The 13,648-nt window shown below is 65.4% G+C and carries 16 protein-coding genes; 12 read left to right on the top strand and 4 right to left on the bottom strand.

Features of this window, described 5'->3' with window-relative positions:
- The 3 genes from ABN273_RS31700 to ABN273_RS31690 all read right to left on the bottom strand — a co-directional run.
- Window positions 1-489, bottom strand: a 489-nt coding sequence (locus ABN273_RS31700) for a hypothetical protein (RefSeq protein WP_349452732.1), incomplete at its 3' end; no start/stop codon positions are given.
- A gap of 335 nt (window positions 490-824) precedes the next feature.
- Window positions 825-1,187 (bottom strand): ASCH domain-containing protein, encoded by a 363-nt coding sequence (locus ABN273_RS31695; protein ID WP_349452731.1) that lies wholly within the window; start codon window positions 1,185-1,187, stop codon window positions 825-827.
- Window positions 1,184-2,497: an NsdA family TPR-like regulatory protein gene (locus tag ABN273_RS31690; RefSeq protein WP_349452730.1), complete on the bottom strand. Its 1,314-nt coding sequence runs from the start codon at window positions 2,495-2,497 to the stop codon at window positions 1,184-1,186. The genes ABN273_RS31695 and ABN273_RS31690 overlap by 4 nt, the downstream gene beginning before the upstream one ends.
- Before the next feature lie 273 nt (window positions 2,498-2,770).
- Between ABN273_RS31690 and ABN273_RS31685 the strand changes: the two genes are divergently transcribed.
- Genes ABN273_RS31685 through ABN273_RS31630 form a run of 12 tightly spaced genes read left to right on the top strand, consistent with a single transcriptional unit; the run spans window position 2,771 to window position 12,573 of the window.
- Window positions 2,771-3,334: a hypothetical protein gene (locus tag ABN273_RS31685; RefSeq protein ID WP_349452729.1), complete on the top strand. Its 564-nt coding sequence runs from the start codon at window positions 2,771-2,773 to the stop codon at window positions 3,332-3,334.
- On the top strand, window positions 3,313-4,098 hold the full coding sequence (locus tag ABN273_RS31680; RefSeq protein ID WP_349452728.1) for a hypothetical protein: 786 nt from the start codon (window positions 3,313-3,315) through the stop codon (window positions 4,096-4,098). Before ABN273_RS31685 ends, ABN273_RS31680 begins: the two co-directional genes overlap by 22 nt.
- Complete coding sequence (locus ABN273_RS31675) at window positions 4,099-4,779, top strand: SAF domain-containing protein (protein WP_349452727.1); 681 nt, start codon at window positions 4,099-4,101, stop codon at window positions 4,777-4,779.
- Complete coding sequence (locus ABN273_RS31670; RefSeq protein WP_349452726.1) at window positions 4,780-5,538, top strand: CpaE/TadZ family protein; 759 nt, start codon at window positions 4,780-4,782, stop codon at window positions 5,536-5,538.
- Window positions 5,535-6,905 (top strand): TadA family conjugal transfer-associated ATPase, encoded by a 1,371-nt coding sequence (locus ABN273_RS31665; protein ID WP_349452725.1) that lies wholly within the window; start codon window positions 5,535-5,537, stop codon window positions 6,903-6,905. Before ABN273_RS31670 ends, ABN273_RS31665 begins: the two co-directional genes overlap by 4 nt.
- Window positions 6,902-7,765, top strand: a complete 864-nt coding sequence (locus ABN273_RS31660; RefSeq protein WP_349452724.1) for a type II secretion system F family protein — start codon at window positions 6,902-6,904, stop codon at window positions 7,763-7,765. Before ABN273_RS31665 ends, ABN273_RS31660 begins: the two co-directional genes overlap by 4 nt.
- Window positions 7,762-8,604 carry a hypothetical protein gene (locus tag ABN273_RS31655; RefSeq protein WP_349452723.1) on the top strand — a complete coding sequence of 281 codons (843 nt, stop codon included), beginning with the start codon at window positions 7,762-7,764 and terminating at the stop codon, window positions 8,602-8,604. Before ABN273_RS31660 ends, ABN273_RS31655 begins: the two co-directional genes overlap by 4 nt.
- Window positions 8,605-8,616: 12 nt before the next feature.
- Window positions 8,617-8,829 (top strand): hypothetical protein, encoded by a 213-nt coding sequence (locus ABN273_RS31650; protein ID WP_349452721.1) that lies wholly within the window; start codon window positions 8,617-8,619, stop codon window positions 8,827-8,829.
- 14 nt (window positions 8,830-8,843) lie between these two features.
- On the top strand, window positions 8,844-9,239 hold the full coding sequence (locus ABN273_RS31645) for a TadE/TadG family type IV pilus assembly protein (RefSeq protein WP_349452720.1): 396 nt from the start codon (window positions 8,844-8,846) through the stop codon (window positions 9,237-9,239).
- Window positions 9,236-9,655, top strand: coding sequence for a TadE/TadG family type IV pilus assembly protein (locus tag ABN273_RS31640; protein ID WP_349452718.1), 420 nt, complete (start codon window positions 9,236-9,238; stop codon window positions 9,653-9,655). Before ABN273_RS31645 ends, ABN273_RS31640 begins: the two co-directional genes overlap by 4 nt.
- Window positions 9,656-9,658: 3 nt before the next feature.
- Window positions 9,659-10,090: a pilus assembly protein TadG-related protein gene (locus ABN273_RS31635; protein ID WP_349452716.1), complete on the top strand. Its 432-nt coding sequence runs from the start codon at window positions 9,659-9,661 to the stop codon at window positions 10,088-10,090.
- On the top strand, window positions 10,087-12,573 hold the full coding sequence (locus ABN273_RS31630) for an AfsR/SARP family transcriptional regulator (RefSeq protein WP_349452714.1): 2,487 nt from the start codon (window positions 10,087-10,089) through the stop codon (window positions 12,571-12,573). The genes ABN273_RS31635 and ABN273_RS31630 overlap by 4 nt, the downstream gene beginning before the upstream one ends.
- Window positions 12,574-12,590: 17 nt before the next feature.
- Here ABN273_RS31630 and ABN273_RS31625 read toward each other — a convergent pair whose 3' ends face one another.
- Window positions 12,591-13,625: a serine hydrolase domain-containing protein gene (locus ABN273_RS31625; RefSeq protein ID WP_349452713.1), complete on the bottom strand. Its 1,035-nt coding sequence runs from the start codon at window positions 13,623-13,625 to the stop codon at window positions 12,591-12,593.
- Between the last annotated feature and the right edge of the window lie 23 nt (window positions 13,626-13,648).

Below are 13,648 nucleotides of genomic sequence, written 5' to 3'. Positions count from 1 at the left end.
CGACGGCCCGCACGACTTCGGCCCGCAACTCTGGTGGATATATTCTCGGCTTCTTCGCCACGTGCTTCCTTCCCGGACTGCCTCTGACCCTACTTGGGTCCGGGTCCGGAAGGTTCGGGGCACCTCAAACGGACGGGTGGTCTGTCCACAGAGGGCGATCGTCTTCTCCGGCGGCACCGCATGCTGAACGGCCTGGCGCCCCTTCCAGGTGAAGCCTGCTCGGTACTCGACGGCACGCCGCTGATGGGCGTTCGTCTTGGTCTCTATGTGAAGGTCGTCCCAGCAGAAGGACCAGCGTCGGACACCGGCGGGGAAATGCGATCCGTCGTCGTCCAGCTCAACCAAGGCGACCTTTCCGTTGCGCAGCACCGCCACGATCACACCCTCCCGCCCGATGAGCTGGTCCTTGTAGGCGCGGGTCTGGACATGGCTGTGGAAGGCGTCCGCGATCGTCACCCGTTTGCCGATCTCCGAGTACATGCTGTTCACCGCATGTCCCAGGTGGGTCGCTTGCCGGCAGAGGCACAACCGTCGTTTGGTGCGCTGACGTTCCTCTGAGGGTGGAGGCCAGCAGACCGGGCCAAGAGCCCTGACGTGTTCCGTTGGCATGCGTGAAAGCGCACATGCAGATTGGTGCCGGTTGTCGGCAGATGGGGCGTTGCATGGAGCTCGCTCGGCGTGGGAGCGACGAAAGGTGTGGGTTCGCGCAGTGGTGAAAGCATCTCGTCCAGCAAAGCCGCTGGGCTGAGAGCGGGCACGATGGCAATGCCGGACACACACGGACACGGCCTGACCTGGATCTGTCCTCAGCGGAAGGCGCGGCTCTACGGGATGACCTTCTCCACGCCGATGGCAAGCACGCCAAGGCGCTCCTTCTCCGGGGGGTAGATGCTTCGGATGACCGCCAGTAATTCCTGGGGGTTCTTGCCGAGGTCGCCGCCGATCGCGATCGGGTCCTCCTGCTCCAGCATCTCCTCGAAGGAGGTGTACCGCGATACGCGGACGATCCGCGTCGGCAGCCGCTCTTCCCCGCATACGAAGTCGAGATTCTGGCCGGGCTGGATCTTGCGCATGCTGGCGTACGCGACCCGCACCTCCACAGTCTTGATCCCTGAGGCGATGAGATCGAAGTACGGCTTACGGATGCGAAGTTCCCGCGCGGCGGGGGTGGCGTCGGTCTCGCTCATGATGTCGTCCCTACCCGCGTCGCTGCGAGGGTTGCGTGAAACTCTGCCGCCTGGCTGCTTCCTGGATATTTCGCAACAAGGACGGCGTCCAGGTCGGCCGCCCGAGCATATACAGAGGCGACGATCCGAGGCGATCCCAGTGCACGCAGGCCACAGGCAATCGCCTCATCGAGAGCCCCGAGATGTGCCCGCGCGATGCCCAGGTCCAGGTGGGCAATCGCTTCGCGGCTGAGTGAGCGCTGACCGGCCGGTGTCATCTCGTGGGACCGGACCGCGCGCTCAGCATGGTGGCGTGCCTGTTCGTAGTCGCCGAGCCAGAGATAGGACGAGGCAGTGTACGTGGTCATCGCGTAGGTGGCCAGCGGTCCGGTATCGGTGCCGTCCGGCCGAGCCGGAGTGCGGGCCGGTAGGGCGTTCCACAGATCGTTGGCCTGTTGGTAACTGTCCTGGAAGTCGTCGCGGTTGCCGAGCCGGGCATGGCCGCGGGATGCCTGGGCGTGCAGACGTACCGCCAAGGGGTGACCGGCGGGAACGCGGCCGAGGCCGCGCAGCGCGGCCGAGACGGCCCGAGCAGGCTGGTTGGCGTGCAGCGCGATGGAGGCCATCGCGTCGGCTGCCCAGGCGCACAGCTCGTCGTGTCCGGCCTGGTCCGCGTGCTCGAAGCAGTCGATGGCGTACGCCTCACCAGTCAAGGGGTCGCCGAGGTCGTGGGCGAGCCAGGCGAGGGTCTCCGACAGCCACCCGGCGTAAACGAACAGCTCCCGCTGCTCTTTCAGGGTGTGAGGGCCTGCGATGAGCTGGTCCACCCTGCGCCGATACAGTCGAGCTACGGGGAACAGGTCCGCGGGAGGACGTCGTGCGTAGCTGCCCGTGATGTCACAGACCGCGGTGTGAAGGTGGTCCAGGGTGCCGCGGCCGACGGCAGAGGTGTTCGCGCGGCGGGTGAACTCCAACGCCTCGTCGGCAGCCTCACCCAGCACCTGACCGAGCGTGGCGGCCAGGCCCAGTTTGAGTGCGTCGCGTCGGTTCGTGGGGTCTTCCCCTTCCTGCGAAGGGTCTCTTTCCTGATTGTTCTCACTAGGGTCGAACAGCATTCTCACATCACGCGAGAAGATCCGGCCGTACAGCAGCCTGTAGCGCTCGGTCATCGTGGCGACCTTGCCTGACTCCCAGCGGCGGATGTAGCGGACGAGCGAGTCGTGATCGGGGAGGGGTTCGTCTCCGGCGGCCTCCCGGAGACGTCGGGCCATGCTGTGCACGTCCCAGTCACGCGCCTGACGCTCGACCCGAATGCGTGCCGGCCAGTCCATGGTCATCACCTTGGGAATGTCCGCAGACACGATATGTGCCCTCGCTGTCTTTGATTGTCGTTCCTCTGTGGGCTTTCGCGCAGGCCCATCTCTTCGCCTAAAACCGTCACTTCAGCCATAGAACAGCCCAATCTTGAGCAGATCTGCTCAAATCCCTCCTCTGGAGGAGTGAGGGCCGATCACCTTCCTGAGAATGTGCTGCTCGCGGCCTTGATGATGGCTTTGCTGAACCCTACGCTACTCTTCGCGTTCGAGTAATTGCTTGGAGTCAAGATGCGAACAGTTGTGGTGTTTCGCGGTCATGCCATAGCGCTCCTGCTCGCGCCGATGGCGATCGCAGGGTGCCAGGCGGCTACTTCGCCAAGCCTGCCGTCACGCATGACGACTGCCGCATCGACTCCCAAACCATCGCCAACCAAGCCACACGACGCGATCGTGGAAACCTACTCGGCCTATTGGTCGGTCCTTGCCGAGGCCGGCAGATCGTCGCCTGAGAAGGCACGCGAGCTCCTGAAACCGTACGCGAAGGGTGGATACCTAGATCACTTGGTCGACGGTGTCCGAGAAATGGTCAAGCAAGGGCGTGAGCCGTACGGCCAAGCCGTCCCTCGCATCAAGGAAGTCCGTGTCGGCGGCAAGTACGCCGAAGTCACCGACTGCTTGGACATGTCGCGGGCTGCAATGGCTGATCGCCGTACGCACCAGCTCATTCCCGAGACTGCGGATGCCAAGACCACCACGACTGTCACAGCCGCGTTGGAACGTTCCTCAGACGGGCGGTGGCGACTGACGGGGCTGACCATGAAGGGGACGACATGCAAGTCGCCGTCACGCTGAGCTCGCTGCTCTCCCTGCTGGCCGGCCTTACAACCGATGACAACGGAGCCGCCCGTATGGGCGGGAACTGGGTCACCTACGGCATCCATCGCGAGGCTGAGCCGGGTGGCCCGGCTGGAAACGCCAGAGCAAGTGGGGGCGGTGCCCTGAGCGACTGCCACAGCATCGCCGGGCCAGAGCAGATCAGCTACGTTCAGTGTGACACGGGGCCGGACGGTCAGCGGAACATCTTCAACGCCGTCGTTCCTGGGGAGCCAGGCGCTCCGGCGGTTACCCCTGAGATGCTGATGCAGCAGGCTCTGCGGCGGCTCGCACCGCCGACGCCCAAGATCGTCACGGCTCCGCCGCGGGGCAAGAACGGATACGTCGGCCTTCGGCAGTTCTTCTGGGCCGAGCCCAGCCAGTGGCACGCGATCAGCAAGAAAGTCACCGCCGGGCCGGTCTGGGCTGAGGTCACCGCCACCCCGACCAAGCTGAGCATCCAACCAGGTGCGGGCCAGGCGACGCTCACGTGCCCGGGTCCTGGCGTGCCGTACGACCAAGCGAAATCCCCGGACGACCAGAACATCGACTGCACTCACGTCTTCACCCAGTCCAGCGCGGGGCTGCCGGGCTCGCGGTACCAGGTGAAGGTGTCGATGGTCTGGTCAGCCAGTTGGACCGGGTCGGGTGGGGCTGGCGGTCCAGTCGCACCGATCACCACATCGACGACGTTCCCTCTGCGCATCGGGGAGGCTCCAGCGCTGGTTGGAAGGGGTGGATGAATGGTTCGCAAGGTGGAGCCCGCCGAGCGGGGCCAGTCCAACGGTGAGGTGCCGTCGGCTCAGGTGCCCAAACTTCTACGGCAGCCGCGTCAGCGTAGTCGCAGCGCACTGGTGCTGGGCGCGCTCGTAGTGGCCGGGGGAGCGGCACTGGTCTTTCACACGGTGAATCAGATGAGCCATCGCGAGCCGGTCTTGGTGGTGACTCGCGATGTGGCGCTCGGACAACCCATAACCGCTGAGAACGTGTCCACCGCCATGGTGGGGGCGGACCAGAACGTCGCGACAGTACGGGGTGAGGACCTGCGTCGAGTGATCGGCATGCGTGCGGCCGTGGACTTGATGCCCGGCATGCTCGTACAGCCCCGGATGGTCACCCACCAGGTAACGCCCATGGGAGATCAGCAGCTCATTCCGGTCGCGGTCAAGCCAAGTCGACTTCCGGCTCGCGGGTTGCGGCCCGGGGATCGCATCTTCGTCGTCCTACAGCCGGAGGGGCAGGGGGTCCCCGACGGCAAGAAGCCGGCGGACGGTATCGAGGCCGTGGTGGACCAGGCCAAGGGGCCGGACAACGACGGCCTCATGGTGGTGGACGTGCTGGTGAACAAGAGCGACGGCCCCAGGCTGGCCGCACTGGCCGCCGATGGCCAGGTCGCCCTGGCGCTCAACCCGAGGAGACCATGAATGGCGATGTACGCGCTGATGAGTCCCGGCGGATCTCCCGGAGTCACCACAACCGCCTTGGCTCTGACCTACGCGTGGGAAGGGCGAGCGCTGCTGGCCGAGTGCGATCCCCAGGGCGGTGCCGTCCTGCGGGGCTTCCTGGCAGGAAGCATGGAGGAGCGCGACTGCGGCTTGCTGGAATTGGCGCTGGCCGCCGCGCATGACCCGGACCCGGCCATCTTGTGGCAGCACGTCATCGCGCTTGACCAGGAGGCGCGTAACTGGCTGCTGCTTCCGGGGCTTCGGGATCCCCGCCATCTGGTGCAACTCGAAGGCGCCTGGGACACCGTCGCGGGGCTTCTCAAAGCAGCGCAAGGCACGGCGGACGTGGTGCTCGATATGGGTCAGATCGGCCGGTACGACACCCCGATGAGCCTGATCGCAGCCTGTGATCTGGTAGTGATGCTGGTACACCCGACGCTGCGGCATGTCTCTCAGGCACGCCCCCGCTTGGACGCACTGGGCCATCAGGTCGGTAGCGATGTCGCAGTCGGCCTCTGCGCGGTCGGCAACGGTCCGTACACCCTCAAGGAGATCAGTAAAGCGCTCTTCGGCCTGCCCGTGCTGGCGTGGATACCCAACGACCCGAAATCCGCCGCAGTTCTGTCCGACGGCATCCGGGCCAAGAGGTCGTTTCATCGGTCCGCATTGATGCGCGGCACGCGCCAACTGGGCTCCGCCATGAGAAGCCGCCTGTCCAAGGAGGTGGCAGTCTCATGAGCAACTCATGGCCGCCGTCGACGGCACCGGTCATCCCCCCGAAGCAGGCGCCCCAGGACGACGATCGGGCGTTTCGCGACGCAGTTCTCGCCGTCACGGCTGCGGTCGCAGAGGACCTCAAGGACACTGAGGACCGCGACGAGGCGCGCCAGGTGATCCAGGCACGGGTTCAGCGCTGGGCGCAGGATCAAGTCGCCGCAGGCGCTCCGGTCAGCTTCACCATGCAGCGTCGCCTTGTCGACGCCGTGATCGATGAGCGCTTCGAGCTGGGCGTGCTGACGCCGTACCTGAAAGATCCCCGCGTGGAGAGCATCGACCTCAACGGCTGTGACCAGGTGTGGATCACTTACAACGACGGCACCTGCACCCGCGGACCGGCTGCGGCCGGCAGCGACGATGACTTGATCAAGATGATCCAGATGTGGGCTCTGCACAAGAGCTACAACCCGCGCGAGTTCTCAGCCGCCAGCCCGCTGCTCAACACCGCGCTGCGGCCAGGCGACGGCGACGGCGACGAGGGCGTGGGCGTGCGGCTGAGCGCCACCATGGCGGTCACTCGCCGCCCGTGCGCCAGCATCCGCTGCCATCGGCTTGTCGACGTCACCTTGGAGGACCTGCTCAGGCTCGGCACCATCAACCGCAGTCTGTACGCGTTCCTACGCGCTGCCGTTCTGGCCAGGCTGAACATCGTCATCACCGGCGGCACTGCGGCGGGCAAGACGACGTTGCTGCGCGCCCTCGCTTCGGTGATCGACCCGGCCGAACGGCTGGCCACGGTGGAGTCGGACTACGAGCTCTTCCTCGATCGACTCCCTCATCGCCATCAGAACGTGATCGCCTTCCAAGCACGGCAGGCCAACTCCGAGGGTGCTGGGGCCATCGGGCTGAACGACCTGATCCCACACTCGCTCCGCAAGAACATCAAGCGGATCATCGTGGGCGAGGTACGGGCGGATGAGATCGTGCCGATGTTCGAAGCCATGAACACCGGCCATCCCGGATCCATGTGCACCATCCACGCAGACGGCACCGAGGAGATCTTCAACCGGATCGTCATGCTGTGGACGCGCGGCGTCGGCGCCCAAACCCCGCCGGCTGTCATCCACCTCAACACCGGGGAGACCATCGACCTCGTCGTCCACCTGCGCCGAGACCCGACAACGAACACCCGGTTCGTCTCCGAGGTACTCGAGGTGCTGCCCCCGGCCGACAGCGAGCTGCCAAGCCGGAACCACGTCTACCGGCCCACTGGTCCAGGCGGCCGCGCCATCCCTGACATCACCCCGCAGTGCCTGCCTCAGCTCAGAACGGTCGATTTCGATCCTGCTCTGCTTGATCCGTTCACTGCGCGGTGGGAGACGCGGTGAACACCACTGCGCTGCTGGGCGCGATCGGCACCGCCATGATCTTGGGCGGTGCGCTGACGGTCATCTCCCGCCTACGTCCCCCCTCTGAGGACCAGCCTGTACGTCCTCCTGCGCGCTGGGTGGGGATGAGGAAGGCGTTTCTGGCCCACTATCGGCTGATCACCTTGTCTCTTGGCGTGTCCGTCGCGGTGTACATGTTCACTCGCTGGCCAGTTGCCGCCGTCGCGACAGGGGCAGCCGTGTTTACGCTGCCCAAGGTCATGACCGGCCGTGCTGCCACCGAGCGCATTCGCAAGCTGGAAGCTCTGGAGCTGTGGACCCGCCGGCTGGCAGACCTGCTCGTCGCCGGCCGGGCGTTGGAACAAGCCCTGGAGCACAGCGCGGTCCGCAACGTCCCACCGGCCATCGCCGCTCCAGTGACCGCGCTGGCTCGCCGCCTTCGTGTCACCAGGATGCCGACCGAGGAAGCGCTACGCCTGTTCGCTGACGAACTGGACGATCCCATTGGAGACCGTATTGCCGCCGCGCTCATCCTGGTCGCGCGCCGTCGCGGTAAGGGCGCCAGCGCCGTACTTCAGCAACTCGCCGAACTCGTTGCCAAAGACGTCTCAGACCGAAGGGAAGTAGAGGCCGCTCGCGCCGAACACCGCACCACCGTGCGCTGGATCATCGCCATCCTCGCCCTCTTCAGCGCTCTGGCCGTCTTCCAGAAGTCGTACGTCGCTCCCTACGGCACACCGGTCGGGCAGGTCGTCTTGGCCATCGTGACGCTGTTCTACGCCGCCACGCTGGCCTGGCTGCATCGACTGGGGGCCGCCGCTCCCGGCCATCGCTTCCTCAATGACCCAGGAAAGACATGATGAGCGCGCTCGCCATGGCCGCCGGAGCACTGATCACTCTCGGCCTGCTGATCGTGATGCACGAGCTGATGCCCGGCCCACCTCGACTGGATGTCACGCTCGCCCGCCTCGATGGACGTCCCGCCCCGGCGCGCGGTGACTGGCTCAGACGACGGCTGGCCCGGTTGCCGATCCCGCGCAACGACCTGGCGCTACTAGGTATCAGCGTCGAACGCTTCACCCTTCAACGCATCAGCTTTCTGCTGATCGGGTTGCTGTTTCCGGTGCCTCTCAGCCTGCTGTGCGCGGTTGCCGGACTCCCTCTCCCGTGGGCTGTCCCGGCCGGCGCCGCCGTGCTGCTCGCCGCACTGTTCGCACTGATCCCCGACGTCAGCACCCGCCGCCAGGCTCATGAGCGCCGTCGCGAGTTCCGCGCCGCCCTAGCGACGTATCTCGACATGGTGACCCTGGAACGCGCCGCGGGCGCCGGTCCTCCCCAGGCGCTACAGGCTCCTGTGGATATCTGCACAGGATGGGTATTCGGCCAGATCGCCCAAGTACTCCAGCAAGCCAAACGCGCCGGCGAGCAGCCCTGGCGCGGCCTTGGCATGCTCGGCGAACGGGTCGGCATATCCCAGCTGACCGAACTGGCCGACATCGCCGAAGACGCTGGCTCTGAAGGCACCCGGGTGATGTCCACACTGCTGGCCAAGGCCCAGTCCATGCGCACCGCCGCATTGGCCGACGCCCGCGCCCAGGCCAACAGCCGCACCAGCGAAATGCCCATCGCGATCGGTGTGTCGATCTTCGGCTTCCTGGTGCTCGTCTGCTTCCCCGCCATCTACCGGATCATGAGCTGAAAGGGGGCGACCATGTTCAAGCTCCTGCCGCTGGAGGCCGCTTACTGGAAAGCCACCATCGCACTCCTCCTGGACCGCCTCGAACATGCCCGCAAGGACCCCGAAAAGGGCGCCATGTCGGCCGAAGCCATGATCATCATCGCTGCGCTGGTCCTGGTCGCGATCACCGTCATGGGAATCGTCACTGCCAAGATCATCGACAAGGCGAACTCGATCAAGCTCTAGGGTTGGGTGACCGGGTGCGCATCTCCCGTGCCGATCGTGGCAGCGTCACCGCTGAGACGGTGATCGCCCTGCCCGTGGTCATATTCGCCATTCTGGCGTGCATGCAGGTGTGCCTGCTGTTCTTCGCCCAGTCCATCGCGCTGGCCGCCGCCCAGCAAGGCGTCCGCGCCGCACGAGCGTACGGCGCCCCCGACACCTCAGGCGCAAGCGTGGCCAAACGGTACGCCGAACAGACAGCCGGCGGCTTCCTGACCTCAATCAGCGCGGCCAGCGGCGGCAACTCCACCACTGTTCGGATCACCGTCCGGGGGCGATCGCTGTCCCTGGTGCCCTTCTTGCCCTCGATCGAGATCAGCGAGGAAGCCGCCGGACCTGTCGAACGCTTCACCATTCCCCGGCGGACGACATGAACGAGCAGGGCAGCGTCACCGTGGAAGCCATCCTCGCCATCACGGCTATCGTGCTGGTCATCCTGCTTGGTGTCGCCGCCGGCCGGATCACCGTGGCCGGCATCGCCGTTGAAGCAGCCGCCCGAGATGCCGCACGCCAGGCATCCATCGCCCGTACGGCCGCAGCAGCGAGTGCCACTGCTGAAGCCAGCGCCCGTGAATCCCTCATGAGTCAAGGCGTGAGGTGCGTGGCGGTCACCGTAAAGGTGAACACAAAAGGCTTCAGCCGCCCGATTGGCACGCTGGCTGACGTGTCGGCAACAGTTTCGTGCACCGTTCCCCTGGCGGATCTTGGCTTCCCAGGACTCCCGGGCGGCGTCAAGCGACGCGCCACCTCCGTAAGCCCGCTGGACCCCTACCGCGAAAGAGGGAGGTGAGGCATGCCAAGAGTGGCCATCCACGAGCCCGACCGAGGCTCGATCACCCCGTACGCCCTCATCTTCATCACCGTGCTCTTGCTCTTCGTCGGGCTGGTCGTCGACGTAGGCAACAAGCTGCGAGCCGGGTGGGAAGCGGTCGGCATTGCCGAGGAGGCCGCCAGGGCGGGAGCGGGACAGATCGACCGTGCCGCCGCCTATCGCGGTGACCGGCTTGTCATTGACCGAGGTGCCGCGCTGCGCGCAGCCCAAGCGCATCTGTCCAACAGCGGCCGCCAGGGCAGTGTCGCCATCTCCGGCCCGACCTCCGTCCGGGTCACCGTCACCGTGGCCAAGAAGACGTGGCTGTTGTCCCTCGTGGGCTTGTCCTCAGTGTCGATGACCGCTCACGCGGATGCTGATCTCGTAGCCGGAGTGGAAGGGCCGAACCGATGACTGTGCTCCGCTTCTTGCGCGCACTGGCGGCGTCCGCCGTTCTGCTCGCAACGGTGGTCGGATTCCCTGTCTTGTTCTACAGGATCGCGGGGTTCCCTCTTCCGAATCACCTACCCAGCCTCCAACAGATTGCCAACACGCTGACCGCGCCCGACGACGGCACTCTGTTCATAGGAGCCCTGGAAGTCGTCGCCTGGGGAGCCTGGGTAACGTTCTCCCTTTCGGTAATCACCGAGATCGTCGCCAAGGTGCAAGGCAGGCGCATCGTTCCCCGACTCCCAGGTCTTCGCGGGATGCAGCGGCTCGCCGCATACCTGGTCGCATCCGCCACGATGACCGTTCTCGCGCCTGGTGTGAGCAACGCCGCCGCACCCCCACCGGTCGTCGCCATGGCAGCCATGCATCCACTCGGGCAGCCCGCAACCACAGACGTCGATCCGCCGTCGGACGAGCGGATATACCTCGTGAAGAAGGGCGACTCCCTTTGGGGCATCGCCGACAAGGAGCTTGGCAGCCCACGCCGATGGCCGACGATCTGGAAGCTCAACGCCGGATCTCGGCAGCCACACGGGCAGACCTTCACTAATCCTGAATTTATTCAGCCCGGCTGGAAACTCCGTCTCACCCCCAAGCGCCCGAAACCACCCCGTACGTCCTCAACATCTGAGCAACCTGTAGCAACGGACGCCGGACAGAATCGGACCCCATCGACGGCTCCGCAGCCCCAGCCGTCGAGTGCCCAACAACGCTCGGAGCGGGAAGCCGCCGATGCCATTCGTCTGTCATCAGGTTCACTGGTGGCCATGGCGTACGTCGCCGGAATCAGCACCGCGTACATCGCCGGCCGTCTATACCGACGCCGACGGCGGATTCCGCCGGCATCCACAGAAGCCGTGGCCATTACCCCCGAGCCCGAACCTCCAGCACCCGTTCGAGAGCTTCATCTCGCCCACCGTCGTTCCTTCGCCGAACGGGATGAGCCGGTACCCGCCGACGGCGAGCTGATCCAGCACGACTACTCCATCGACGTACCTGAGCAACTCCATCTCGGGCAGAGCGCAGATGGCACTCCGCTGCGCATGGCCCTCGAAGGCCCTGGAATAGGTCTAACCGGGCCAGGCGCCCATGACGTTGTCCGGTACCTGGTAGTCGACTTGCTGCGTCAGTCGAGCAACTACCGCATCCAGGTCGTTATCTCCTCGATGCTGGCGGAGAAGCTCTTCGGACTCTCCACAGATGACCTCCATCGGATCGCCGCAGAACTCCCTGGCCTGCTGCTGGCTCCCTCGCACGAGGACGGAGTCCGGCACTTCGAAGAGACGTTCTTCATGCGCAGGCGGATGGTGCTCGAACGTGACTCCGCCGAGATCGGTGACTTGCGCCAGAACGATCCCGGCGAGGCGCTACCGGCCATACTGCTCGTCACCGAACTCAATGACGAGGTCTACGAGCACGTCACGGCACCTCTCACTTCCGCCCGAAGCGCAGGAGTCGGTGCTGTCTTCCTGGGATCCTGGCCCGGAGGCATCACCTGCGAGATCAGCAGTACGCACGTGGTGGAGGTAGCCGAGGGGCGCGGGTCCGAATCGCTGGCCGGTGGGGAGCTTTTCCACATCACGGAGGAAGAAGCGGCAGCTCATCTACAACAGTTAGTCCCCGCCCAGCCAGACGCCGCCGTGGTCGGTGAGTCCCACTCGGACGACGGGCCGTCCGACTGGCCGGAGCCGGCCCTCGTCCGACTGACGGTTCTTGGCCATCCCACGGTCCACGTTCGCGGTAAGGCAGAGCCGCTGCCGTTGAGCTGGCTGCAGCTGAACACCCTCACCTATCTCGCCCTGCACCCGAACGGTGTGACCCGCGACCAACTCGCCGCCGCACTCTGGCCAGACGATTGCGGGAAGGACATTCACAATGCCCTACGCCACCTCCGAAGCGCGCTTGTCACCGGAACCGACTACAGGAGCGCCGAAGCCAAGCGAGCGCCCTTCATCAGCGCCTCCACCACGAAGGATTCCGCGATCTACCGCATAGATCCCAAGCTGATCAGTGTTGATCTGTGGGACTATGAGGCCGCGTTGGAGCAGGTGAGAGCCGCCGCTGATCCGGCAGATCGTCTTGCCGCCCTGTCGAAAGCTGCCCGGCTCTGTACGGGAGAACTCGGTGAAGGGCTGTCAGCGGATTGGATCGAGGAGCAGCGATATCCCCTGACACGGTCCCAAGCAGATGTTCTTTCTCAGCTCGCGGAACTGCTGGCCACAGAGGACCCCGAACAAGCGTTGTCCGCGCTGGAGCGTGCTCGCGTACTCGACCCAGATACCGAGGAGACGTATTTTCGGATCATCCGTCTGCAACTGCGCCTGGACAGACGTGACGAGGCGTCCCGAACCGCTGAACTGCTACGTCAACATCAACGCAGCCTCGGCCTCTCGGGGGACTACCAAACAGAAAAGCGACTGACACAGATGCTCCGTGGCGGATCATGACGGCTCGGCAAAAGTCCTCATACGAACGCCAAAGCACGGAAGGCGTTGCGGACCTCAGCCATCGGTTGGCGATCACGGCCGTAGTAAAGCTTGTTGGTGAGGAGGACGGCCCATCGCCCTTGTTTGGGTGAGATCCACATGCCGGTGCCGGTGAAGCCGTAGTGCACGAAGATGCTGGCGGCTGGGTCGGTGCCGGGGGCGGGATGCCAGAACAGGCCCCGTGCCGGTTGAAGGTCACCGGTATGGACCTGAAGGGACTCCTGGACCCAGGCGGCGCCGAATCCCTGTCCGTCGACGGGATTGAGCAGGTGCTGCAGGAATGTCGCCAGGTCGGCCACCGTGGAGAAGACGCCGGCGATTCCACACCCCCCGCCGAGCAGCCGTGCGGAAAAGTCGTGGGGTGTGCCCTTGAGATGGCGGCCGGTTTCCTCGTCGTATTCGGTGGGCGCGCAGCGTTCGATGAGCTCGACAGAAAGCGGACCGAAGCAGGTGGTGGTCATGCCGATGGGCTGCCAGATGGTGGTCCGGGCGAGCTGGTCCAGTGGCGTGTTGGTGAGGTGTTCGGCAAGGTAGCCCAGGATGAGGGCGGCGCGGTCGGTGTATTCGACGGCGTGGCCGGGGAGGCGGTGCAAGGGTTCGCGCAGAACGCCGGTGCGAACGCGGTCCTGGTCGGTGCCGTAAAGGTTCCTCAGGTTGGCTCGCGGTGGCACCCCCGCGGTGTGGGTCAGGAGGTGGCGGGTGGTGACCTGGGCCAGCTGGTAGCCAGCGAGGTCGGGCATGAGCGTACCGAGGGGGTCGTCCAAGTTCAGGCGTCCTTGATCCCACAGCCGTCCGATCACCGCCCAGACAGCGACGATCTTGGTAAGGCTGGCGATGTCGAATACGGTGTCCCCCGTCATGGGATGGCCTGAGTCGCGGGGGTCGAGCAGCCCGCAAGAGCCGGCCATCTGGACGCTGTCGGCGTCACCGATGGCCCATTCCGCGCCGGGATAGACCTTCTGCTGGACGCCTTGGCGAATGACGCTTTCGATTTGGTCCGGGTCGGGCGTCATGATCTCCCTTTCGGCACGGTGCT

Source organism: Nonomuraea sp. B19D2 (genome assembly GCF_040137845.1).
Lineage (GTDB): Bacteria > Actinomycetota > Actinomycetes > Streptosporangiales > Streptosporangiaceae > Nonomuraea.
Note: the sequence above shows the minus strand (reverse complement) of the source record. Positions and strands in the feature narration are given on the sequence as shown.